At 49.8% G+C, this 24,112-nt stretch carries 23 protein-coding genes; 5 read left to right on the top strand and 18 right to left on the bottom strand.

Annotated elements, in window-relative coordinates:
- Positions 1-28 precede the first annotated feature (28 nt).
- On the bottom strand, positions 29-1,753 hold the full coding sequence (acsA, locus tag HPT30_RS27925) for an acetate--CoA ligase (RefSeq protein WP_175374532.1): 1,725 nt from the start codon (positions 1,751-1,753) through the stop codon (positions 29-31).
- Positions 1,754-1,916: 163 nt separating this feature from the next.
- Here acsA and HPT30_RS27920 point away from each other — a divergent pair, with 163 nt between their 5' ends.
- Positions 1,917-2,549: a GNAT family N-acetyltransferase gene (locus tag HPT30_RS27920; RefSeq protein WP_175374531.1), complete on the top strand. Its 633-nt coding sequence runs from the start codon at positions 1,917-1,919 to the stop codon at positions 2,547-2,549.
- Between the two features lie 13 nt (positions 2,550-2,562).
- Here the strand turns inward: HPT30_RS27920 and HPT30_RS27915 are convergent, their stop codons facing one another.
- The 3 genes from HPT30_RS27915 to HPT30_RS27905 all read right to left on the bottom strand — a co-directional run bounded on the left by HPT30_RS27915 (position 2,563) and on the right by HPT30_RS27905 (position 5,398).
- A complete protein-coding gene (locus HPT30_RS27915; RefSeq protein WP_175374530.1) occupies positions 2,563-3,258 on the bottom strand; it encodes a 5'-methylthioadenosine/adenosylhomocysteine nucleosidase in 696 nt (231 codons plus the stop codon).
- 381 nt (positions 3,259-3,639) lie between these two features.
- The gene (gene ccpA / locus HPT30_RS27910; RefSeq protein WP_066370851.1) at positions 3,640-4,650 is read right to left on the bottom strand and encodes a catabolite control protein A; all 1,011 of its coding nucleotides are present in this window, start codon (positions 4,648-4,650) and stop codon (positions 3,640-3,642) included.
- A 295-nt stretch (positions 4,651-4,945) separates the two neighbouring features.
- A complete protein-coding gene (locus HPT30_RS27905) occupies positions 4,946-5,398 on the bottom strand; it encodes a hypothetical protein (RefSeq protein WP_175374529.1) in 453 nt (150 codons plus the stop codon).
- A gap of 209 nt (positions 5,399-5,607) precedes the next feature.
- Here HPT30_RS27905 and HPT30_RS27900 point away from each other — a divergent pair, with 209 nt between their 5' ends.
- Positions 5,608-6,132, top strand: a complete 525-nt coding sequence (locus HPT30_RS27900) for a type 1 glutamine amidotransferase domain-containing protein (protein WP_066370856.1) — start codon at positions 5,608-5,610, stop codon at positions 6,130-6,132.
- 92 nt (positions 6,133-6,224) lie between these two features.
- Here the strand turns inward: HPT30_RS27900 and HPT30_RS27895 are convergent, their stop codons facing one another.
- From HPT30_RS27895 to aroA, 6 genes are all read right to left on the bottom strand, one after another.
- Positions 6,225-7,646 carry a DUF4179 domain-containing protein gene (locus tag HPT30_RS27895; protein WP_175374528.1) on the bottom strand — a complete coding sequence of 474 codons (1,422 nt, stop codon included), beginning with the start codon at positions 7,644-7,646 and terminating at the stop codon, positions 6,225-6,227.
- Between the two features lies 1 nt (position 7,647).
- Positions 7,648-8,166, bottom strand: a complete 519-nt coding sequence (locus tag HPT30_RS27890; protein WP_175374527.1) for an RNA polymerase sigma factor — start codon at positions 8,164-8,166, stop codon at positions 7,648-7,650.
- A gap of 679 nt (positions 8,167-8,845) precedes the next feature.
- Positions 8,846-10,609 (bottom strand): phosphoenolpyruvate--protein phosphotransferase, encoded by a 1,764-nt coding sequence (gene ptsP, locus HPT30_RS27885; protein ID WP_175374526.1) that lies wholly within the window; start codon positions 10,607-10,609, stop codon positions 8,846-8,848.
- On the bottom strand, positions 10,606-12,492 hold the full coding sequence (locus HPT30_RS27880) for a glucose PTS transporter subunit IIA (RefSeq protein ID WP_175374525.1): 1,887 nt from the start codon (positions 12,490-12,492) through the stop codon (positions 10,606-10,608). Before HPT30_RS27880 ends, ptsP begins: the two co-directional genes overlap by 4 nt.
- A gap of 224 nt (positions 12,493-12,716) precedes the next feature.
- Positions 12,717-13,151, bottom strand: a complete 435-nt coding sequence (locus tag HPT30_RS27875) for a CoA-binding protein (RefSeq protein ID WP_175374524.1) — start codon at positions 13,149-13,151, stop codon at positions 12,717-12,719.
- 31 nt (positions 13,152-13,182) lie between these two features.
- Positions 13,183-14,475, bottom strand: coding sequence for a 3-phosphoshikimate 1-carboxyvinyltransferase (aroA, locus tag HPT30_RS27870; protein ID WP_175374523.1), 1,293 nt, complete (start codon positions 14,473-14,475; stop codon positions 13,183-13,185).
- A gap of 111 nt (positions 14,476-14,586) precedes the next feature.
- Here aroA and HPT30_RS27865 point away from each other — a divergent pair, with 111 nt between their 5' ends.
- Entirely contained in the window at positions 14,587-14,901 is a 315-nt protein-coding gene (locus HPT30_RS27865; RefSeq protein WP_175374522.1) for a rhodanese-like domain-containing protein, read from the top strand.
- 24 nt (positions 14,902-14,925) lie between these two features.
- On the opposite strand, the gene HPT30_RS27860 is transcribed toward HPT30_RS27865, so the two are convergent.
- From HPT30_RS27860 to HPT30_RS27845, 4 genes are all read right to left on the bottom strand, one after another.
- Positions 14,926-15,432: a shikimate kinase gene (locus HPT30_RS27860; RefSeq protein WP_175374521.1), complete on the bottom strand. Its 507-nt coding sequence runs from the start codon at positions 15,430-15,432 to the stop codon at positions 14,926-14,928.
- A 189-nt stretch (positions 15,433-15,621) separates the two neighbouring features.
- A complete protein-coding gene (gnd, locus tag HPT30_RS27855) occupies positions 15,622-17,037 on the bottom strand; it encodes an NADP-dependent phosphogluconate dehydrogenase (protein ID WP_175374520.1) in 1,416 nt (471 codons plus the stop codon).
- Between the two features lie 347 nt (positions 17,038-17,384).
- Positions 17,385-17,981, bottom strand: coding sequence for a YkzI domain-containing protein (locus HPT30_RS27850; protein WP_175374519.1), 597 nt, complete (start codon positions 17,979-17,981; stop codon positions 17,385-17,387).
- Between the two features lie 339 nt (positions 17,982-18,320).
- Positions 18,321-19,607 carry an MFS transporter gene (locus HPT30_RS27845; protein WP_175374518.1) on the bottom strand — a complete coding sequence of 429 codons (1,287 nt, stop codon included), beginning with the start codon at positions 19,605-19,607 and terminating at the stop codon, positions 18,321-18,323.
- Between the two features lie 90 nt (positions 19,608-19,697).
- On the opposite strand from HPT30_RS27845, the gene HPT30_RS27840 reads away from it, so the two are divergent.
- Positions 19,698-21,173, top strand: coding sequence for an aminotransferase class I/II-fold pyridoxal phosphate-dependent enzyme (locus tag HPT30_RS27840; RefSeq protein ID WP_175374517.1), 1,476 nt, complete (start codon positions 19,698-19,700; stop codon positions 21,171-21,173).
- Positions 21,174-21,296: 123 nt separating this feature from the next.
- On the opposite strand, the gene HPT30_RS27835 is transcribed toward HPT30_RS27840, so the two are convergent.
- Both HPT30_RS27835 and HPT30_RS27830 read right to left on the bottom strand, forming a co-directional pair.
- Positions 21,297-21,620, bottom strand: coding sequence for a DUF1292 domain-containing protein (locus tag HPT30_RS27835; protein WP_175374516.1), 324 nt, complete (start codon positions 21,618-21,620; stop codon positions 21,297-21,299).
- Between the two features lie 92 nt (positions 21,621-21,712).
- A complete protein-coding gene (locus tag HPT30_RS27830) occupies positions 21,713-22,264 on the bottom strand; it encodes a copper amine oxidase (RefSeq protein WP_175374515.1) in 552 nt (183 codons plus the stop codon).
- 167 nt (positions 22,265-22,431) lie between these two features.
- Here HPT30_RS27830 and HPT30_RS27825 point away from each other — a divergent pair, with 167 nt between their 5' ends.
- On the top strand, positions 22,432-23,169 hold the full coding sequence (locus tag HPT30_RS27825; RefSeq protein WP_175374514.1) for an MBL fold metallo-hydrolase: 738 nt from the start codon (positions 22,432-22,434) through the stop codon (positions 23,167-23,169).
- Positions 23,170-23,247: 78 nt separating this feature from the next.
- Here HPT30_RS27825 and HPT30_RS27820 read toward each other — a convergent pair whose 3' ends face one another.
- Positions 23,248-23,481: a DUF3892 domain-containing protein gene (locus HPT30_RS27820; RefSeq protein WP_175374823.1), complete on the bottom strand. Its 234-nt coding sequence runs from the start codon at positions 23,479-23,481 to the stop codon at positions 23,248-23,250.
- Between the two features lie 100 nt (positions 23,482-23,581).
- Complete coding sequence (locus HPT30_RS27815) at positions 23,582-24,025, bottom strand: GNAT family N-acetyltransferase (RefSeq protein ID WP_175374513.1); 444 nt, start codon at positions 24,023-24,025, stop codon at positions 23,582-23,584.
- Between the last annotated feature and the right edge of the window lie 87 nt (positions 24,026-24,112).

Raw genomic sequence — 24,112 nt, 5'->3', positions numbered from 1 at the left:
CGGTGTTTTTATGTGCAAACGATATGTTTTAATCCTCAATCGTTGACAGGTCACCTGTAGGAAGATGCAGCTCCCAGGCTTTGAGCACCCGCCGCATAATTTTGCCGGAACGAGTCTTCGGCAGCTTCTCCCTGAACTCGATCTCACGCGGCGCTGCGTGGGCTGAGAGCCCTGCTTTAACGAAAGCCGCGATTTCCTCCTTCAGCGCTGCTGTAGGCTCGTAGCCTTCGCGCAGGGAGATGAAGGCCTTGATAATCTCGCCTCGTGTCACATCCGGCTTGCCGATGACACCGGCTTCCGCTACCGCCGGATGCTCCACCAGCTTGCTCTCCACTTCGAACGGGCCGATCCGCTCACCCGACGAGTTGATGACATCGTCAATCCGGCCCTGAAACCAGAAATAGCCCTCCTCGTCCATGTACGCCGAGTCTCCCGAGATGTACCAGCCCGGAATACGGAAGTATTCCTCATACTTGGCCTGGTTGTTCCAGATCGTACTCATCATGGACGGCCAGGACGTCTTGATCGCCAGATTTCCCATGGAATACGGCGGCAGCACTTTACCTTTGTCATCCAAGATTGCAGCTTCTATACCTGGCAATGGACGGCCCATCGAGCCTGGCTTGATGTCCATGGCAGGGTAGTTGCAAATCAGCTGTGCGCCGGTCTCCGTCATCCACCAGGTATCGTGAATACGCTGATTGTAGAACTTGTCGCCCCAGCGAACCACCTCTGGATTGAGCGGCTCTCCAACAGACAGGACATGGCGCAGACTGCTTAGATCAATGTCCTGCAGGAGACTCTCACCGGCTCCCATCAGCATGCGGAAAGCCGTTGGCGCACTGTACCATACCGTGACAGCATTGCGTTCAATCGTCTTATACCAGTCCTGCGGACTGAAACGGCCGCCCCGGACCACATTCGTTACTCCGTTTAGCCATGGGGCAAAAATCCCGTACGATGTCCCCGTGACCCATCCAGGATCTGCGGTACACCAGTAGATGTCGTCCGGACGCAAATCCAGCACTACCTGACCTGTATAATAATGTTGAATCATTGCTCGTTGTACGTGATAGACTCCTTTGGGCTTACCCGTAGAGCCTGAAGTATAGTGCATAATTAAGCCATCATCCAGCGTCAGCCATTCTGGTTCCAGCTCCGGTGATGCCTGGGACATTTCTTCCTCATAGCGCAAGATTCCCTCATCAGCATCCGGGCCGTCTCCCACCAGAATAATATGACGCAAGTTTGGAAGTTCCTCCCGTTTCACCCGGTGAAGCAGTCCAGGAGTTGTTACCAGCGCTACAGCTCCACTGTCCTCAAGCCGGTCCTTGACAGCCGTCTCCATGAACGCTTCAAAGAGCGGACCCACCACGGCTCCGACTTTTAAAATACCCAGCAAACTGAAGTACAGCTCAGGCTGGCGCGGCATAAAAATAAACACCCTGTCCCCTTTGCCGATTCCGTACTTCCGTAGCACATTTCCAAACCGATTAGACCGCTCCCGTAGATCAGCAAAGGTATACCTTTCCGCGCGTACAGCATCGCTATAGAGCAGCGCTGTGGCGTTTCCCCGTCCTTCCTGTACATGCCGATCCACCGCTTCATGGGCCATGTTGACCTTGCCGGTCTCAAACCAGGAGAAATGTCTGTGCACATCCTCCCAGCGAAAATCGGCTACTGCCCGGGCATAATCCGGCATATTGGAGCTTTGTACACGCCCCGGCAAAATTTCGCTGTGGACTTGACCCATCACTCTTGCCTCCCTCACTTCTTTGAATTAAGCTTTAAGGGTAAGACTTCTTTCATAATTAATGATGTCAATGCAGCATTTGTGAATATTTTATGTCTGAATCAGTATATCACAGCAAACGGTTACATTCCATATTTTATAATGTTTTTGAAAGGAGTCGGTTATGGAGCACCGCAAGATTCCGGTTAGCCATTCCCTCAGTTATAACGGCAGAACACTCACAGTTAACGGCCCTTTGTCACCTGAAAACATCAAAGAGCTGGACATTCACCGTGATCTGGATGCCTTTCGCAAGCCTTCAGAGCAGCTAGAAGCATTAATCGAGATTGCCGGACTGCCTGAAGGACGTATTATTGCTGCAGTAGATCAAGGAATTATCATAGGTTATGTAACTTTTCATTATCCTGACGAAATGGAATTGTGGTCTCAAGGCGGTATGAAGGATCTTGTCGAGCTGGGAGCGATTGAGGTTGCCGACGAATATCGCGGAGCCGGTCTTGGCAGGCTGATGATTTCCACCGCCTTTGAAGGGGAACAGCTGGAGAACTGCATTGTATTCACTACAGAATATTATTGGCATTGGGATTTGAAGGGTAGCGGGCTGGATGTGTGGGGCTACCGGCAGATGATGGAGAAGCTCATGAAAACCGTAGATATGGTATGGTATGCGACGGATGACCCAGAGATTTGTTCCCATCCGGCCAATTGCCTCATGGTGCGCATTGGCCGGGAGGTACCGATGTCCTCACAGGAAACCTTTGACCGCGTCCGTTTCAGGCAGCGGTTCATGTATTAAGGACTAGCAGAAATTACAGGGCTTGCAGCATTTGTGCCAGAATAGCATGGGAGCGCTGGGAAGCTTCAATGGTAAACTCTTTATAGTTAACCTCTGCAGAGCCATCAGCACGGTCAGACATGGAGCGGATAACAACAAAAGGTGTATTGTTCATGAAGCACACCTGAGCAACCGCCGCTCCTTCCATTTCGACACAAGCGCCGTCCATTTCTTGTCTCAGCGAAGCTACTACCTCTCTGCTGGCAATAAATTGATCCCCGGACAATACTTTCCCGATCTCGTAGTGGCAGTTCAGCTCACGGCAAGACTTTTCAGCCAACGCAATCAGGCCCGCATCCGCAGGGAACGAGGACACTTCCTGGTCAGGGATGATCCCTTTTTGATAACCAAGCGGTGTGACATCCATGTCATGCTGCATACATTCCGAGGAGATCACGATATCTCCAATGTTCAGATCAGGGTGTACTGCACCGGCTACGCCAGTGAACAGGACCTTGGATACCCCGAAGGAATCATGCAGGATTTGTGTAGTTACCGCCGCATTGACTTTGCCGATTCCGGATCTGCACAGCACTACAGATTTGTCGAAAATAGTTCCCACGTGGTAGCTGATGCCTGCTTTGACTACTGTTTTACTGTCTTTAATTTCTTTCAGCATCAACTCAATTTCTTCATCCATAGCCCCGATAATTCCGATTACTTCACTCATTTGTAGATTCCTCCCATGGTTCTATAAGTTTATGTATAAGACGAACTAAAGCTCCGACGTAAGACTCGGTCGTCACTACGGCGAATGTTTGGACTTCCGGTCGCTGTTGTCCCCAGATTTCTTCAATTATACCGCTTCTAGCGGTTGAAATCTGGGAACCAGCTCATGCTTCCGACGCGAGCTTTCCTACGGAAAGCTTTCAGGCGAGCGCTTTCGCTCCTTCAGTTCCAAACCCTCCCCTTCGTTCCTTCTCGCTTTATGTTACTTTCTTTTGTTCATCTCTATAAATTAAACTTATTTTCCAATTCAAATTTTTATAGTATATAAAGCATAAAAAGCTCCAAAAGGAGCTTTCCATGCTATGCATATCCAAATCCGTGATTACTTATTCAGGTGATTAACAGACAGCCGGAGGATCGTCTCATGCGGCAAAATAACACGGGCGTTCTCTACAGTCTCTTTCTTCATAAGCTTCGTTAAAAGTCTCATTGCTACCGCACCCAAATCGTACATTGGTTGAGCTACAGTTGTCAGCAGCGGACGGACCATGGAAGCCATCCGAATGTTGTCGACGCTGATGATTGAGAAGTCATCTGGAACTTTCAGACCTTCGTCCTGGATACTATGAATGGCACCGATCGCCATTTCATCCGTTGCGGCAAAAATCGCGGTTGGCTTCTTCTTCAGTCCGAGGAAGTACTTCATGGCCTCGACACCGGATTCGTAGCGATAGTTACCGATACGCACCAGATCTTCCTGATACTCAATGCCAGCTGCTTCCAAGGCTTTCTTGTACCCCTGGAATCTAGCATAACCATTGGCCGGGTCCTGCAGAGTGCCACTAATCATGGCAATCTCACGGTGTCCGTGGCGGATCAAGGTGTTCACTGCGTCGAAAGCTGCCGTTTCGTGGTCGATGTCCACAGATGGATACGTGCCCTTCTCGTCACGGGTTGCGCAGAGTACAATGGGCACAGCAGAGGTCTGGAATGCTTGAATGTGCTCATCCGTTACCGTACCACCCATGAAAAGTAGCCCGTCCACTTGTTTCTCAAGCAACGTGTTAATGACACGAATTTCCTTCTCTTTACGCTTGTCCGCGTTACAGAGAATGATGTTGTAGTGATACATGTTGGCAATATCTTCAATCCCGCGTGCAATTTCTGCAAATATCGAGTTGGAAATATCAGGAATGACGACGCCGACAGTTGTCGTTTTCTTACTGGCAAGCCCTCTTGCCACGGCATTTGGACGATAGCCCAAACGCTCAATCGCTTCAAACACTTTCTTCCGGGTCTGCGGCTTCACGTTGGGGTTATTGTTCACAACCCGTGATACCGTAGCCATAGATACGCCTGCTTCTCGCGCTACATCGTAAATGGTTACCGTCAAATTACTCTCTCCATTGCGATAAATTTTATCGTTCGACTAATTAAAATTATGATACGACACTTTGTACATTTGTGCAATGATAACGCTTCATTTTCCTTTCAAAAATCTTTTCAAAGCGGAAGCGTTACCCCGGAATGCATAGAATCTGCATCCCTATTGGTGCAATCATGTAACCTCTTTCTATCGTAACAAAAAGTGCATGAAAAATCCAACTTTCGTGAAATATTTTCATTGTTTTTGCAGAAAAATTTCTTGAAAACAAGAAAACATCCACTGAGCATCCTTTTCCTGTAACTTATTTGGCAATTTGTGTCGATCGCAGAGTCAATTGTGACAATCGGTCACCCGTTTCCCGCATCCACTCAACATCCTCGGAATCCGCAGCGAATCTATAAATGTCCAGCAGAAGATCAATCCGGCTCTGAACCGCTTTGCGGATCTCCGCTTCAAGTTCCGGTAAACCCTCGCCACTAAATTTAGAAAATGTCTCTTTCAATACAAAGGCCCACTCACTGCCGTCCGCCAAGGAAATCTTACTACCCGCAGTCCCCTCTCTACCCAATTGCTGCACAAGTTCGCCCAAAGCCGGCTTAATGGCAGGCAACGGTTCATAACGCGAACAGTCCTCACAGTTATACACGGGAACATCTGTGATTTTGATCTTTGTGTTGTACACTAGCGTATGCATATGTATAGTCATGTCACCGCCGCAACTGCATGCTTTCTCCAATAAGTCATCTTTCCACATCTGTCACACCTCAAGCATAAATTAAAAAGCACGCAGGTTCCGACTTTTTATTTCTATATTCGACTTCACTCTCCAGAATCCTTCTCATTTGCATATAATGATTTATTTGGCAATTGAACTAGACATATCCACTCCTCATGTGACTTAAAATTTTAAATTTGATAGAATAAAGAAGAATAGAAGATGAATGCAGGAAGGAGATCCCAATAATGAGACTCGACGGCAAGAAGGTCATTGCGTTAGTGGATGACGAATTTGAGGATTTGGAGCTTTGGTACCCTGTCTACCGGGTGCGGGAGGAAGGCGCGGAGGTTCACCTGGCCGGACTTGAAAAAGATAAGACCTACATCGGTAAATATGGCGTTCCTGCCAAAGCCGAATATTCCTGGGACGAGCTTGATGCCGCCGATTATGACGGTATTCTCGTTCCGGGCGGCTGGGCGCCCGATAAAATCCGCCGCTACAGCAAAGTGCTGAAGCTCGTGCAGGATTTCCATGCAGCCAAGAAACCGATCGGGCAGATATGCCACGCCGGCTGGGTGCTCATTTCGGCAAAAATTCTGGAGGGTGTGACTGTTACTTCCACTCCAGGAATCCGCGATGATATGGAAAATGCAGGCGCGATTTGGAAAGACGAGCCTGTGGTGACGGACGGACACATTATCTCCGCCCGCCGTCCGCCTGATTTGCCGCCATACGGCAAAGCCTTTTGCGACGCACTGGCCGGGGAATAAGGCCGTACGTCAACCCTTAAAAGAAAACATAGCGGGCGCTGTCCCTCGAGCTTCTCTTGAGGGACAGCGCCCGCTGTTTTTTTAAGTATCTATCAGCGCAGCGTAATGGTCCGTACGTCCTTAATAGCGTTAGGATAGCTGTCCAGCGTAAAGGTTAACGGCTGCGGGAGTTTTTCTTTTCCGATCAAGTACAAATTAAGGCCGGTTTTATTCAGTTCCTCTTGTTTGGATTCAAACAAATTCGTAAGGTCAAAGCTGTGAAGAGACTGATCATATTCATGTACTTCTCCCTTACCATCCTTGAACGACATGTTCATTATTAAATTACCCTCACGGCTTAATTTGTTACGATCTGTAACATGGTGCTTCAAAACGATTAATTGCTGCTTAGCGGAATCCTGTACTACCTCTACTGTGAGCGCATTATCTGGCGCCTTCAGAATTTGCTGCTTATCTGTATCGATGACCAGTTCCCTCTTGGATGGTTCCAAGGCATAGATTCCGTCAACAGTCAGACGCAGCGGTGCATTGGGGTTAGTACTATCATTACTAAATACACTAAACTCCCTTCCCACTTTCCGGATTCGCTGCGGCAGATAAAATCCTTGGTATTCTGATTCATCTCCCAGTAATATTCGCGGGTTTAGCATTCCGAAAATATCCTGGGTATTATTTTTATCATATGCAGTCTCCACATAGATGCCGGTAACACCCGCATACACTTGCTTGATATGTATCGTTTGTCCAGCAACCGTTAAGGGTTGATTAAATGCAATAGATTGTCCGCTCTCCTCCATTGCCTTCTTGTCTATTTTGATTGGTACAGATAAATTGATAAGCTGCTCCGGAGTAACAGGCTGCTGATCATTCCCGGCGCTCTTGGCGAGTTCAAGCTGAACCTCCACTTCATCCGGTAAATTATTGGCTTCTCCCGTCCAAGTCAGGCGCGTTACATTCAGGGTAGTGCCTGAGCGAAGATTCTGATGCATTCCAATTAGTTCAGAACCTACTACCGCTCCCTTACTATCTGTCAATGACATCTGGTGGGTCTTTGTTATTTGTTCTGACTTGTTGTCTATAGAGTAGAGAATAATGATCCCCATGGCATCGGCTGCCATACCGTCAATAGTCAGCACATGACCCTCTTTTTCCAAGGAGGAGACACCCACCTGCTGCATCAATCCCGCCTTAATCGCTGATGATACTGTAGTATCTGAAGTTAAAATAGCCTGGTATGCCTTCAGTGGAACCGTCTTCGCAAAAGAACTGAGCGCACTCCGCAGCCCTGTACCTTCACCCATCCATGATCCCGCAGCAACCACCAATAGCACGGTAATTACTACAGCGGTTGTTGCTGTCCACAGACGCTTTTTCCATAACTTCTTGGCATGTTCTGATCTCTTGTGTAGAGCAAGACGAACATTCGCATGAATCCGGGACCCCGGTACCCGTTCCGCTTCCAATGACAACTTGTGAAAATAATCTTCAAGAAGCTTCTCCTCGCGCAAAGCCATATCATGCTTCCTCCTTAATTTTCATTTTGCCACGTAAATGTTTCAGTCCTTTGTTCAGCCAAGTTTTGACTGTTCCTACTGGCCTGTCCAATATTTCGGCAATCTCGGCTACTGTCATGTCCCGGTAATACTTGAGTACGAGCACCTGCCGGTACTTTGGCTTCATCCCATCCAGCGCCTGCTCCATATCCAGTCTAAGGTCACTTCTCATTTCCATCATGTTGTTATCCGGTTCTGCCGGCTTCACGGTTAGTACCCGCTTTCTCCGTTTAAGCTCATCATTGCAACAATTGATGACAATTCGGATGAGCCAAGGGGTGAACCGTGCCGGATCTTTCAGGCTCCTGCGTTTAGTCCATGCCCGACAGGTAGCCTCTTGCAATACTTCAAGCGCATCCGCTTCACTTCGCAAATAACTGTATGCGATCCCGTAAAGAAGTCTTTGTTGCCCCAGCACCATTTGCATGAATGCTTCCTCTTCACCCGTATTTGCTGTTTGGACTTTCATAATGCTTTCCATTCCTTCAGCTTTCCTCCCCCCATGCAGAATTTTTGCCAAGCCCTCTGCATTGTGTTCTCCTATATATTGACTGTGTTAGATCACAAACGGTTTTACTAGTTGGAAAAATAAACCTCTAATCAATATAAACAGGGATTGTTCCAAAAGCGAACTGTCCTCTTCAAGTTAGACAACAAACGAGACCTTGAACCGCCGTGCGCATGTCGCGTAGCATGATGGACTGATCAGAGCCCGGTTCAGGTCCTCACCTCCTAGCTTGGAGGCTTGGCTCTGATTTAACAGGAAAATGTACCGTTAATTCTCCTCTTTCAAGGATTTTGCTCGAACTAACGGGAAATTCTCCAGTTATTCTTCCTCTTTATAGGAAAATCGAGGGGGAATCCTATAGATTAACGGGAGTTTTTCCAGTTATTTTTGAAAACACTTCTGTTTTCGAATCAATAACGGGAGTTTTTCCAGTTGTTTAAGCGCTGCATGACATTCACTTTTATTTTATCGGATCTACACCCCCGATGACCGAGTGGCTTTGGCTTTGGTTTTGGTTGGCCTATCCCTTGCTCAATTGTCGAACACAAAAAGAACATGGCGGGTTCAGGAAATTCTCCTGAACACCGCCATGTTCTTTTTTTCGCATTATTTTTAAGCAAATGAGCTTCTCATCAAGGAATATTCGGAAGCCTCAGGAGGTCTTCTCCTTCGCTTCCGAACTGCCTAATGCAATGCCGCTAACCTTGGCATATGCGCTGAGCTTCGCTTCCGTCTCCGAGCTTGTACGCATCCGGAAGCAAGCCTTCGCTACTTCCCGGGCCTCAGCGGCAACGGTGTTCAGCGTGCGGTGCTTCACCTTCAGCAGCGCCTGTGGGGACATGCTGAGATTGTTAATGCCAAGCTCCAGCCACAGCGGCAGCGAACGCTCGTCCGCAGCCATCTCCCCGCATACGCTAACCTCAATCCCGGCATGCTTCGCCGCTTCTACCGTCATACGGATTAAGCGGAGAACTGCGGGATGGTAGGGGTGGTACATATGAGCGATTTGCTCGTTCATACGATCTACGGCCAGTACATACTGCACCAGATCATTCGTGCCGATACTGAAGAAATCCACTTCCTCGGCTAAGATATCCACGATCATGACTGCCGCCGGTACTTCAACCATAATCCCGACTGGAATATTCCGGTCAAACGGTACCCCCCGCTGTTCCAGCTCCTCCATGACTTCGGCCAGTACAGCTTTGGCTGCCTGCACCTCTTCCAGGGAAGAAATCATAGGGAACATCATCTTGACCTTCCCATAGACGCTAGCTCGCAAAATCGCGGTCAACTGGGTCTTGAACATGTCCTTCCGGTCCAAACTGATGCGGATCGCGCGGTACCCCAGGAACGGATTCTGCTCCTCCGGCAGCTGGAAGTAATCCAGATGCTTGTCGCCCCCGATATCAAGGGTGCGGATCACCACCGGATGATTGCCCACCTTCTCCGCCACCAGTTTGTACACCTCGAACTGCTCTTCTTCACTCGGGAAGGAATCGCGGTCCATGTAGAGGAATTCTGTGCGGAATAACCCAACACCCTCCGCGCCGTATTTCAGCGCCAGATTCAGTTCCTTCACCGAGCTGATATTTCCTGCAAGACTCAGGTTCACCCCGTCTCTTGTCACGGCTTCCACCGTCGCCAGCAGTTCCAGCTGCTCCCGCTTTTTATGCTGTTTATCCCGGATAGAAGTGTAATCGATCACCATAGCCTCGTCTGGATGCAGTTGTACCGATCCGTTATCTCCGTCAATGACCAGCATGTCTCCCGTTTGAATCGGGTTCGAAAGTTTGTTCTCGAGCCCCGCAACTAGCGGAATCCCCAAGGCCCGGGCCATGATCGAGGAATGCGACGTCTTGCCGCCCATCATCGTCACAATACCAAGGACATAGGTAGGATTCAAATGAGCCAGCTGGGATGGAGACAACTCCTTAGCGACGAGAATATACGGCTGGGTGTCGGACGGGAGGGTAACCTCAGGTGCACCTAGCAAATGCTTCAGAAGACGATTGCCGACATCCTTGATGTCCACCGCCCGCTCCTTCATATATTCATCGTCAAGCAGGTCGAACATGGCTACAAAATGGTCAATGGCTTCCTTAACCGCCACTTCCGCTGCCTTGTACTGACGTTCAATAATCCCCCGGATCTCACTCATGAACACCGGATCATCGAGGATGGCCAGGTGAGCGTCGAAGATACTGGATTCTTCCGGTCCGACGACTTCCCTGAACTCTCTCTTGATAAACTCAATTTCATCCTTGGAGGTGCGGATACCTTCGTATAAACGCTCAAATTCTTTAGCGAGATCCACCGGATTGACCTGCGTGTCCGGCAGACTCCATTCCCAATTGGGCAGGACAAAAGCCTTCCCGATGGCAACACCTGCTGCGGCGCCTATGCCTTGTATCATGCTTCAATCCCTCCAACATTACTTTCGTGTAATACAACGGACATTACAGAAGTTTGCCCCTTTTTCACATTTTTGAATGGAGCATAGCTCCAGGATTTAACACGGTCAGGGTTCGTAATCACCATCGGTGTGGCGAGTGAAGCTGCATGCTCCCGCAAATAGCCGAGGTCAAATTTGACCAGCAGCTGACCCGGCTCCACGCTGTCTCCCTCTTGCACAACCGCCTCGAACGGACCTTTTAGCTGCGAGGTATCTATGCCGATGTGCATAAGCACCTCCAGCCCTTCCGGTGTCGAGATGCCCACGGCATGCATGGTTGGGTATACGTGCATGACCTTCCCGAAGACCGGAGAGACCAGCTCGCCCTTTTCCGGGAAAAAAGCCACCCCGTCGCCAACCAGTTTAGCCGCAAAAATATGATCCGGCACTTCCTCGATTGGCAGCATCCGGCCCTGCATCGGGGCACTGAACAGTACCTGCGGCAGATCGCGCAGCAGCAGCTTATTGATCTCCTCGCGGATCAGCTCTGAGTAGGTACCGAATACCACCTGCACGTTGCCGCCACCAAGCTTGATAATCCCGGCAGATCCAAGGCCTTTGAGCGCCCCGGCATCCACATAACGGTCATTATGGACGGTCAGACGCAACCGGGTGATGCAGGCCTGCACCTGTACAATGTTCTCCTTGCCTCCAAGCGCCTCCAGAATGAGAGGAGCCTGATAGGGTATATTACCTGCCCAATCGCCAAGCTCCGAGCCTTCCTCGCGTCCTGGTGTCGGGATCTGAAAGCGGCGGATCGCCCAGCGGAACAAATTATAATACACAATGCCATAGCCGATTCCTATCGGGATCAACAGCCACGCCCGTTGGGACAGGTGCAGGTTAAGGAAGAAATCTATGGCCCCGGCAGAATATGAGAATCCGTGATGAATACCAAGTGAATAAGTCAGCACCATTGCCAGACCAGACATTACGGTATGTACGGCGAACAGATACGGCGAAGCGAACAGAAAAGCAAATTCGATCTGCTCCGACACCCCGGTCAGAAAGCACACCAGTGCGGCACGCAAAAAAGTCTTCTTAATCTTCGGCTTCAAGTCCTCACGAGCTTCTTGAATGATTGCAAATGCAATGGCCGGGAGCGCGAACATCATGATCGGAAATAGTCCCGCCATAAAAATTCCTGCTGTAGGGTCACCTGCGAAGAAACGCGGCAGATCGCCCTGTACAACAGCACTTCCGTCAGGCGTCGTATACGTGCCCATCTGGAACCAGAACACATTGTTCAGGATATGATGTAGCCCAAAGGCTGTCAGCACCCTATATAGTACCCCATACAGGAATACGCCATAGCCGCCGGTCCTTAGAATTCCCTGAAATAGATGATCCAGCCCGCTTTGGAGCAGCGGAGCAATACCGAGCATCACCCAAGCGAACAGGGCCGAGAACAACCCCATGAACAGCAAAACAAAGCGCGACCCGCCAAAAAACTGAATCGCTTCTGGAAGCTTAATATTTTTGAACCGGTTATGTGCTACCCCGGCGACAATCCCGAGCAGAATTCCGATAAGTGTTGCGGGCTGAACATGCCCTTCTCCCATCCCCGATACAATCCGGTCGTAGGTGAACATGCCTGCAAGAGCGGCCAGCCCTGCTGGTCCAGCCTGGTTAGATAGTCCCCAAGCCACGCCTACTGCGAACAGATAGGGCATAAAGTAGAATACCCCTTGCCCAGCATATGTAGCCACTTCGGATACTGAAGAAAGTCCCCATGCAGACCATGGCAGGCTGCCCAGACTCAGCAGAATGGCTGCCGCCGGAAGCACCATGGTAGGAAGCATTATGGCTCTGCCCAATTGCTGCAGTGATCCGAGCCAATTCAAGGTGACCCTCTCCTTTCTTACTATAATAAATGGTACGCGCTGTGGCAGGTTTTGTCAAAAGAATACATTTAGCATTTCCTTGATTGCTCACAGACATCTATTATACTGAATGTCCACCTGTTTGTGCAGCGTTTATTTATCAAAAAACGTCCTTCACCACAATTCGCTTGCGGTAGAAGGACGTTTTCAGGCCTACTCAGATTCCATTGAACTTGATGCAGTGCTTACGCGCGGCTGCGCCCGTGCATCGTGATAGCTTCCTCCACCTTGATACAACGATCCATAATGGCCGTCATACCGTTCGCTGCTGCGATATCGGCCGCTTCCTGGTTGATGATGCCTTGCTGCAGCCAAAGCACACGTGCGCCGATGTCAGCCGCTTCCTGCGCGACCTCTGCACAATACTCGCTGCGACGGAAGACATTGACGATATCTACCGGTTCAGGAATCTCCGCCAGCGTGTGGTAACACTTCTCGCCAAGAATTTCTCCATCGACCGTAGGATTTACCGGGATAATCCGGTATCCTCTGCTCTGCATCGCCCCTGCCACCATATAGGAGGTGCGGTCAGTTTTATCCGACAGCCCTACCACTGCAATGTTCCCGGCGGATGCCAGAATATCTCCGATCTGCTCCCGGGAAGGATTCTCAAAGCCCATGTTCATATCCCCTTTTCTAAGTAAGGTATAGTTATTTTACCCATTCCACATCGGCGCCAAGCGCCTTCAGATGGTCAAAATATTGCGGGTACGACTTGGCCACATGATGTGCATCCTTGATACGCAGCGGCTGGCGTGCGCGTAAACCTACAACGGTCAATGCCATGATTACCCGGTGATCGTAGTGAGCGTTAATTGTCACTCCACCTTCAACCCCGTCCGGCTGTCCGTGTACAATAATCTCGTCACGGCGTTCCTCAACCTTCGCTCCAGCGCGAGTCAGCTCTGCCAGATAGTCAGTGATCCGGTCACATTCCTTGTAGCGCAGGTTCTCCACATTGTAGAAACGTGAAGTCCCCTCCGCAAATACCGCAGCAGCCACCATAGCCAGGACAGCATCCGTCGCCGCATCTCCGTCGAACTCCACGGCTTTCAGGATGCCGTTACCTTGTACATGTACAACGTCATTCTCATGGGTAAGAGGAACTTCCATCATCCGCAATACATCGACAATGGCTCTCTCTCCCTGCTTGCTCTTCTCCGCAAGACGCTGAATCGTCACATCGGATTTCGTAACTGCGGCAGCAGCAAGAACAGCAGCAGAACCAGGGTAGTCTCCTTGCACCGTGTAAGTCTTGGCAGCATATTTCTGACCGCCTGGTACCTTGAACGACATGTAGTCGTCCGCAGCATGCACCACGATTCCCGCCTGTTCCAGAACTTCCAGCGTCTGACCTACAACTACCTTCGATTTCAGGTCATCCAGCACAATAATCTCGCTATCCTCTTCCAGCAAAGGTGTCAGGAAGAGCAGTGCGCTAAGATACTGGGAGCTGACTGCACCGGAAACGGTGATTTTTCCACCTTTTGGCTTGCCCCCGCGGATGGTGATTGGCAGTTTGCCTTCGTTATGCTCTACTTCTACGCCAATCTGGCCGAGAGCAGTAATGAGATCATCGTGCGGGCGCTTGCCCAGCGAGTCTGGATACGTGTTCACGAATGTCACTTCAGGGCTAAGCGCAGCGACAGCCATCAGGAAACGCAGCACCGCTCCTGCATTGCCTACATTCAGTTCCTTAACGTTACTCGGGCGTGCACCGAAGCCCTGCACTACAATCTTCTCGTCGTCTTCTGTCAGCACTGCGCCGAGATCGGCGATACAGCGGCGGATGGCATCGCTGTCCTCACTGTGAGCCGGATGATAGATCGTGCTGATTCCTTCGGAAAGGGCAGCAACCAGCAGGTAACGGGTCGTGTAGTTTTTAGAAGAGAGGGCTCCGATTTCACCTTGCAGGTTTGGCGTGGGTCTGACAATAACGTCCATAGTAATTAGCGCTCCTTTTTTTATAATAAGTTATGTATGGCTCCGTTTGACACGGTATTCCATGCTTGTGTTATCATTAAACCATTCTTCTGACGAAAAGAGGTCACATCCATGAATCCTATACCCCAAATTACAGCACAGGAATTGCGGCAGCGTCTAGCCACGGGCGAAGAGCTTGTCCTTATCGACGTGCGTGAAGATGATGAGGTTGCCTTCGGCATGATTTCCGGCGCACAGCATATCCCGATGGGCGAGATTCCGCAGCGGACAGAGGAAATTCCCGCCGATGCCGAAGTCGTTTTCATTTGCCGTTCCGGCGCCCGCAGTCAACGTGTCTGCGAATATCTGCAGCAGCAGTTCGGTTATAACTCCGTTGCCAACCTGAGCGGTGGCATGATTGATTGGAATGAAACCGCGGAAGACTAAAGTCTCACCAATACACTTAAAAGCTCAACCGCGTTGATGCATTAAAATATGCTGAGACACTTCTACAGCAGTTAGACCCGTTGTATCGACCGTGCAATGCGCAAAACGGTAAGCATCCCGGCGTTCTTCCATGATGCGTGCGATCCGTTCCTTCGCGTTGCCGGCGAGCAGCGGACGATCCAGATTTTCACTGACCCGCGCCAGAATCTCTTCCTCATCGGCAGTAAGTGCCACTACCAAGCCGTTAGCCAGCATTAGTTCCGCATTTCCTGCAGCCAGTACAGCGCCTCCGCCTGTGGAAATCACTCGTTTCTCCCCTTGCAGCATACGCTCCAGCGTTTCTGATTCAAGTCTTCTGAAGTAGCCTTCGCCTTCTTCTGCGAATATCTCTGGGATACTCCGGTCTTCGCTCTCGGCAATGACATGGTCGAGGTCGACCAGTTCATAGCCCAGTTCCTCTGCTAAAATAGCTCCAACCGTAGACTTTCCTGTGGCCATCATGCCTACTAGAATAATGTTATTTGAAGTCATTGCGTTCCTCCAAGCCGCGACATTTGTCATATCATAACACAGGGTTAAAAGATTAGACAATCGGCTTTCCTTGGCCTGTCGCCAAGCGGGATATTATGTGGGATAAAATATATAGTTTTAAAAAAAGCCCGGAAGGCTCCCCTTGTTGCAGGGCCTTCCGGGCCGCCCGTTACGGCTATGCCAATTGTCTTACTCAGCAGACAACCAGTTGTGGTGGAACACGCCTTCTTTGTCCACACGTTTGAAGGTGTGAGCGCCGAAGTAATCGCGTTGTGCTTGAAGCAGGTTCGCAGGCAGACGCTCTGTGCGGTAGCTGTCATAGTAAGCCAGCGCGCTGGAGAATCCAGGAACTGGAACGCCAAGAGTAACCGCAGATGCGATAACTTTACGCCAAGCATCCTGGTAAGAGCTCATGATGTCCTTGAAGAACGGATCAAGCAACAGGTTCTTCAGATCCGCGTTGTTTTGGTAAGCATCGGTGATGTTCTGAAGGAAACGGGAACGGATGATGCAACCGCCGCGCCAGATTTTAGCCAGCTCGCCGTATTTCAGATCCCAACCGTATTCATCGGAAGCTACGCGCAGTTGAGCAAAACCTTGTGCGTAAGATACGATTTTACTTGCGAACAATGCTTTACGCACGTTCTCGATGAACTCTGCTTTGTCGCCTTGGAATGGAGTGGTCTCAGGACCGCTCAGCACTTTGCTGGCTTCAACACGCTCATCCTTCATAGCAGACAAGAAGCGGGAGAATACCGATTCAGTGATCATGGACAATGGCACGCCAAGATCCAGCGAGCTTTGGCTTGTCCATTTACCAGTACCCTTTTGGCCAGCGGAGTCAAGAATAACATCCACCATTGGCTTGCCGGTTTCTGCGTCATATTGTGCGAAGATGTCGGTAGTGATCTCGATCAGGTAGCTGTCCAGCTCGCCGCTGTTCCAGTCCTTGAAGATGCTGTGAAGTTCTTTTGCATCCAGACCAAGTACATCTTTAAGCAGTTGGTATGCTTCACAGATCAGCTGCATGTCGCCGTACTCGATACCGTTGTGCACCATTTTCACATAGTGACCAGCACCGTCCGGTCCGATATATGTAGAGCAAGCCTCTCCGTCCACTTTGGCGGAAATAGCTGTCAAGATTGGTTCTACGAGCTTATAAGCGCTCTCTTGTCCGCCTGGCATAATGGAAGGTCCTTTAAGTGCGCCTTCTTCACCACCGGATACCCCTGCGCCGATGAAGCGGAAACCTTTTTCTTCCAAATCTTTGCTGCGACGAACAGTATCAGGGAAGTAAGCATTACCTCCGTCGATGATGATATCGCCTTGGTCAAGATGTGGCAGCAAGGACTCAATTGTCGCGTCAGTTGCTTTACCAGCTTGTACCATGATCAAAATTTTGCGCGGCGTTTCTAAGGAAGCTACAAACTCCTCAACGGAGAAGGCACCTGTCAAATTCTTACCTTCTGCCTCTTTCAGAAGCTCATGAGTCTTCTCAGGCGAACGGTTGAATACCGATACGGAAAAGCCTTTGCTCTCGATGTTTAGAGCCAAGTTCTTACCCATTACCGCCAAGCCAATAACGCCGATTTGTTGTTTTGCCATCTGGTCCTCCACCCTTTGCACCCTATATTTTTGTGAAATCCATTTTCTCGCAGAATCGAGAAGAAACGGCATTGTCTCCCATTGCAGATACTGCCTGTCCGTTCCTGTCGAAATATAGACAAGCTTGACTTGCCTATATGTAAGAATACCACCCTTTGCCAGAGACTGCAAAGCACATGGCGAAATAGAAAAGCGTTTTATTCTCTTGCTCTCGGCAGGAATAGATTCACAATGACTATTTTAACGTTTTTACGCACAGAAGTGAACCCCCTGAACTTATAAATTCAGCACAAACAGAAGACACCCCAACCACAGGGTGCCTCAGGGTCTGCTCTTGCTGTCCGCATTCACCATTCCAGCATGTTCAATTCCTTGGTCAGTAAGGCAAGCTTTTCTCTGCACTGAGCAGCCTGTACGGCATCCCCGGTAGACAGCGCCTCATTCAGCAGGTCCAGCTGTTCGTCAACCTCAATCCGGCAAGAACGAATGCGTTCCTCACCTTCCACCGAGTAGAACAGCTTTGTCAGCTCCTGATCGGTCAACAGTGGCCCCTTCTGGAATAGCACACGCTGCTGATAGCCGGAGATTTCTACAAGCCGGATCACTTCACCGAATAAAATATTCTCAATAATAATCTGCCGGTCGCGGAACCGTTTGACGATGGCGTGGCCCCGCTTGTCACCGATCAGCTTTTCCATCCACTCGGACAGGCGGGCATCGCGGATCATGTAGTCTCCGACCAGCTTGTAGCCCTCCTTAATCCGCTGAAAGCGCAGCTTCACCAGCTTGCGTCCCGTACGTACGGATATAACAAAGACGTTCTCGTTCTCGCTCCAATACAGGGAATAGCCTTCTTGAATCAAATCCTTAATCAGGTCCTGGATATGCTCTCTCTCAAACCTCAGCTCCAGATTGCAATATTCCACCTCGTCATTCTTGTTCATGGCACTCCCCCCTAACTGCTTTGCTTCAGCAAAGCCAGCTTCACAAGCCTAAGCTACGTTGACGCGGAAGCAACAATGACCGCAGAACCTCCACTGGCGACAAAATGCGTTTTGCGTTACTCTTACTCTTATTTTATACTTCAGTTTATGTAGCGGTAACTTGGTTTATTGACTATTTTTACCCGCAACGGTCCTGCTCCAAACGTTTTTCCGTACAATTTAGAAGTCCTTTCAACTTCTTCCCCGTCAATTTGTATAAAAAGCCGCCTGTTGTACGGAAATTATCCGTGCAACAAGCGGCTTATTTATGTTTTATAACTCGCTTGATCCAGCTGCTTGTTAGAGCGCCTGAACCTTTCTGCCCGTCCTACGGACGATAAGCAGGTGTAAGCCGAACAGCAGAAGCATCACAAAAGCGCTGACCAGGAAAGGCACCCCATGGCCCACCGAATCCCAAAGCTTGCCTGATAGCACCGGTCCTGCGACCATTCCGGAACCCTGGAGAGTCAAGAACAACCCCCATACCGTCCCGCGTTCCCCCTTAGGCACCTGCTTGGCCAGAAAAGCGTTCCAGGCGGGGAGGATCAGCGCATAGCTGATACCGACCAGAGCCACGGCGCCGAACACAAAGGGCAGCCATCGCACCATCGAGAACAATGTCATAGAGAACGCAGCCAGCAAGAAGCCGATGTTGAGAAACAACGTAGTACCGATACGGTCCACAAGGCGTCCTGCCGGAATAAGCGTCAGTACCGTGATCCCGCCTCCGGCAATAAGCAGAAGACTGAACTGATTTGGCGAGACATGTAGCTCTGTGCGTGCGAACAGTGTGACTACCGGTGTCATCAGTCCGATGGCGAACGCCTGTAGAAAGAGCGCCGGGTAGAGCAGCCTGCTCACCTTGAGCGTGGTTTTGAGCTGCGTGAGCGTTCGTTTCAGGCTCTGTAGCGGGTTGACCTTTTTGGATGATGATCCTGCGCTATCCACCGCATTGGCAACCTTGAGAGGTGCCGGATGATCCGGATCGATCCGCTTAGGCAGCAGCAGAGCTACTACAACGACAGCCACTGCACAGGCCAGCAGGACAAAAAAGGTTGTTCGATAGCTGTATCCGCCATGATCCATGAGAAAGTTCACGGTAATGGGTCCGATCCCGGTCCCGGCCAGGGAGGCCATCTCCACTGCGCCCATGGCTGCGCCGCTGCTGCCGCTTTGCGTAGAGCCGGCCAGCTCCGTTACGCCAGTCATGACGCAGGGCCAGAGCGGGGAAGTCCCGATCCCCAGAATGAGGCAGGCCAGCGACAGCAACGCCGCATTTTTAGCAACGATAATCAAAGTTAACGCAAGCAGAATCAAGAGCAGTGCGCCGGTCATCGTCCAGCGGTACCCGATCCGCTCCATCACCCAGCCTGAAGGACTGCGGAACAGGTTATCACCCAAATACTGCAGCGCGAAGGAAAATCCGACGACAGTAACCGACAATCCAAGAATATGCTCCATATAGACAGGGAGCAAGGCAACTAACAGAGATCCTTTTACAAACTCCACTAAAAAGATGATAACCCACATTTTCACGATAAACGGCGAAGTCAAATTAATATGCATCCGTTGTGCTTTGCCGGACATTCTATCACATCCTAGTATTATGGTCATTGATTTGTTATACTGATGTCTGCTTGAAAAATTACTCTTCACGAAAGGTTGTGACAGCATTAAATGAATCAACACCGTACTCCCCTCTTCAGCGCTCTAAAAAAGCATGCCGCCGGCAATCCCGTTCAATTCCATATTCCGGGGCATAAGAAGGGGCAAGGAACCGATGCCGAATTCCGTGAGTTTATCGGCGATAATGCTCTATCCATAGACCTGATCAATATCGCGCCGCTTGATGATCTTCATCAGCCCAAAGGCGTGATAGAGGAAGCTCAGAAGCTGGCTGCAAAAGCTTTCGGCGCTGATTACACGTATTTCAGTGTACAAGGCACGAGCAGCGCTATCATGACGATGATCCTCTCTGTTTGCTCGCCCGGTGATAAAATCATTGTACCGCGTAACATTCATAAGTCTGTTATGTCGGCCATTATTTTTTCCGGAGCCAAGCCTGTGTTCGTCTCTCCTGTTCAGGATGAGAATCTAGGGATAGATCACGGCATAACCACCAGCGCCCTGGAGCGGGCCTTGAAGCGTCACTCGGACGCCAAAGCCGTTCTGGTCATCAATCCGACGTATTTCGGCGTATGTGCCGACCTGCGTTCCATTGTGAATCTGGCCCACAGTCATGGTATCCCCGTACTTGTGGACGAGGCGCATGGAGTACTGATTCATTTTCATGAAGATCTGCCGACATCGGCCATGCAGGCCGGCGCGGATATGGCAGCTACCAGTGTACATAAGCTGGGCGGCTCCATGACCCAAAGCTCGGTATTGAATCTCAATGCGAAGACTGGCCTCATCAACCCGCAGCGGGTACAGACCATTCTCAGCATGCTGACTACGACGTCAACTTCCTACATTTTACTTGCTTCACTGGACACATCCAGACGCAATCTCGCCCTAAACGGTCATGAGATTGCTGCGGAAGCGATTCGCCTGTCCAACTATGCCCGCGATGCTGTCAACAGCATTGAAGGCCTTTACAGCTTTGGCAAAGAAATTCTCGGGACAGAAGCTACCTTTGACCATGACCCAACCAAATTGAACATTCATGTCCGCCATCTCGGTATTACCGGCTACGAAGCGGAGAACTGGCTGCGTGACAAGTACAACATCGAAGTCGAGCTTAGCGACATGTATAATATTCTTTGCCTTATTACCCCTGGTGATACCCAAGAATCAGTGGACAAGCTAATTGCTGCCTTGCGGGTATTGTCTGCCATTCATTACAGCAAGGGAGAAATATACGAGCTCAAGGTTCAGGTGCCTGAGATTCCGCAGCTTGCCCTGATCCCAAGAGATGCGTTCTACGCAGATACTCAGCTCGTTCCGTTCCGGGAATCAGCCGGTTATATTATCGCGGAATTCATCTATGTATACCCGCCGGGTATTCCGATTCTCCTCCCTGGTGAAGTTATTACCCAAGATAATATCGATTATATCATCGACCATGTAGAAATCGGGTTGCCGGTAAAAGGACCTGAGGACCGCACCATCACCAATGTGAAGGTAGTTGTAGAGGCCGAGCCGATCTCCTGATCGGCTTTCTCTTCGCACCGTCGCCAACCATACAAAAACCCGATACTGCAAAGTATCGGGTTTTTGCTTATGAAGTCAACTGCCAGGAAAATCCTGGACCAGTCCTTTTCTATCACCGAAAATCTATTCTTGCTGGGCGAGCAGCTCGTTGTATGCTTCTTCAACAGCTTTCCATTCAGCTTCATCTTCGATATTGTAAAGCACCATTTCTTCATTCTCTTCTTCTAGACGCAGAATAATACCATCCGCCTCAGGGTTTTCGCGTTCCAACAGCAGCGCGTACAACTTCTCGCCTACGTCAAACGTTTCTACCAGTACCATCTCTACATCTTCGCCCTGCTCGTTCGTCAAGGTCAGCACAAACTCCTCGTGCTCATGGTCGTGATCATGTCCGCAACCGCATGCTTCCCCATGTTCATGGCCATGCTCATGTTTGTGATCGCTCATTGAAATACCTCACTTTGAATTGTATTAGCCTACAAATCGTATCGTAACACGTATAACAACTTCAGGTCAATTTTGGGAGTGGTCAAACCTTACTAATTTAGCGCAGTTATGACTTTCTCCGACACAAGAACATAGTCTCCATTCTTGGTTGGTCTGATATAGAAGCCTACCCGGTATTTTCCTGCTTCCTTGAAATCATACGTAATCTCGGAGCTGGAGAACCAGAAATCCTCTTTCTTCGTTCCTTCCATGTTGCGCGAGTCGATATCTTTGCTGTTTCCCGAAGGATCCGTGATCGTCACCTTGACCGAAGAAATCTCGTCTGTCAGACTATCTACCTGCGAGAGTACCTTAAACTTTAGCTTGCCCAAATTCACATTGCCGAACACTGTGTCTCCCTTGAAGAGGACAATATGCACATTCGGTTTGAGAATGGTTACTTTACCGGAGCCATCCCAGATTACAACTCCGCCTGCCTCCCGTGCAGGAATGTACGTCTTCCCGTCAATCAGATATCCGCCGTCCGTAATTTCTTTTCCGTTGCTCCAGACCTTAATCTTCTGGCTCACCGAATCAGCGAATAGTAACGAGCCGCCCATCAGGGAAAAGACGAGCACACATAAAGCTATTTTTTTCCATCTCATCGCTAGAAACCCCCAAGTAATTCATACTGTTAATGTATACTAGCTTCTCTCCTGCAAGTTGCGCTTGTGTCAGGAAAAAGTTTCATTCCTGTCCCTCATCTTGATAACATCACGCAAACAAACCCATGATATAGTATGTCTATCCCCTACTATTGGAGGTTCTTCCGATGAGTATAAGCCTGCAGATGCTTGGTACCGGCAACGCCTTAGCCAAAAATTATTTCAACAACAACGGGCTTCTCCTGGACAAGAATTATACCTTAATGATTGACTGCGGCGTTACGGCCCCGCTGGCAATGCACGAGCTGAACAGATCCTTCCGGGATGTCAACGCCACCCTGATTACCCATATCCACGCCGACCATGTCGGAGGACTGGAAGAACAGGCCCTTACACTTAAGCATAAATATAATCGCAAGATGACCCTGCTTTTACCGGAAGCTCTGGTGGAGCCCTTGTGGGACCATACGCTGATGGGCGGTATGTATCAGCAAGGTGTTGTGTCCTCATTGGAGGATATCTTCGAGGTTAGACCGCTATCTCCCGGTGTCCCCCACCGTCTGTCCGAAGATCTTGTGCTGGAGTTGCTACAAACCCCACATGTACCGGGCAAAGACAGCTATTCCCTGATTGTGAATGGCGATATTTTCTATAGTGCAGATATCATATTTCAACCCGATCTGCTGATCGATCTGGTGCGGGAACAGGGCATCCGCCGGATTCTGCACGACTGTCAGCTCACCGGAACTGGACATGTTCATACAACGCTGGAAGAATTACTATCTTTACCGGAAGATGTCCGGAAGTTGATCTACCTTATGCACTATGGCGATGAAAAGCCGGATTATGTAGGACATACCAGAGAGATGGAGTTTCTGGAGCAGCATGTGATGTACACCCTATAAGTCATAGTCCTATGTATATAAAAAGGCCGAACAGTAACGTCTTTCGAGAAGACGCCTGTCCGGCCATCGATATCACCGCTAAAATAACGGAAGCTGATCCAGATTGTTGGTCGGGTCACCGTCCGCATCTCCGCGGATATGCAGTGCACCATCCTTGCCTTTGAACACATTGACTCCGGCAATTTTGCCAGCCTGTACTTCCTGCAGGGCCTGCTCGTAATCAAGCACCCGCCCGGAAGAGGTCTGAAAGCTCGTCAGATCCCCATCCCCATTCTTCTGGGTCGCTATAAAACGTTCGCGTTCATCGCTGATCGTCACGCAAGATCAACTCCTTGGACATGGATTTGCCATCATCAGGCAACCTTTAGCATGTCCGCAGCATCATTGAAATATGCGCTTGACTAGGCCGCGACTAGAGCGTTTTTTGCATCCGCACATGCAGAATCCCTGCATCATAGAACGGCTCTGTCGAGATGACTTCATATCCCAGCTTGCGATAGAAATTCTCCGCCTGGCATTGTCCGTCCAGAATGGAGTATTCTAGTCCCAGCTCACGCGCAAGCTCTTCCAGCGCCAAGAGAAGCACCCGTCCATACCCCTTGGAGCGGTAATCTTTCATCACAGCGATCCGCTGCATTTTGGCCGTGGCTGCTTTATAATAGATCAATCGGCCTGTCGCCACCGGAATCCCGTCATCGATCAATAGGATATGGTGCACATCCGGACTGATCACATCATACTCATCGATCTCTTCTTCCTCCGGTACCTTCTGTTCTTCCACGAACACTTTCTTGCGAATATCAAACCCCTGCCGGAGCTGTTCCTCATTCGTTACACGTACGATTTCTGCCGCCATGACCTTAAAACTCCTCTCTATGTAAAAGACAATAGTCGGTCTATTATACAGAATATTCGTTTTTCTGTATAGTTCAGGCCCTAGCTG

The sequence above is a fragment of the Paenibacillus agri genome, from assembly GCF_013359945.1.
In the GTDB taxonomy this organism is placed as follows: domain Bacteria; phylum Bacillota; class Bacilli; order Paenibacillales; family Paenibacillaceae; genus Paenibacillus_AQ; species Paenibacillus_AQ agri.
Note: the sequence above shows the minus strand (reverse complement) of the source record. Positions and strands in the feature narration are given on the sequence as shown.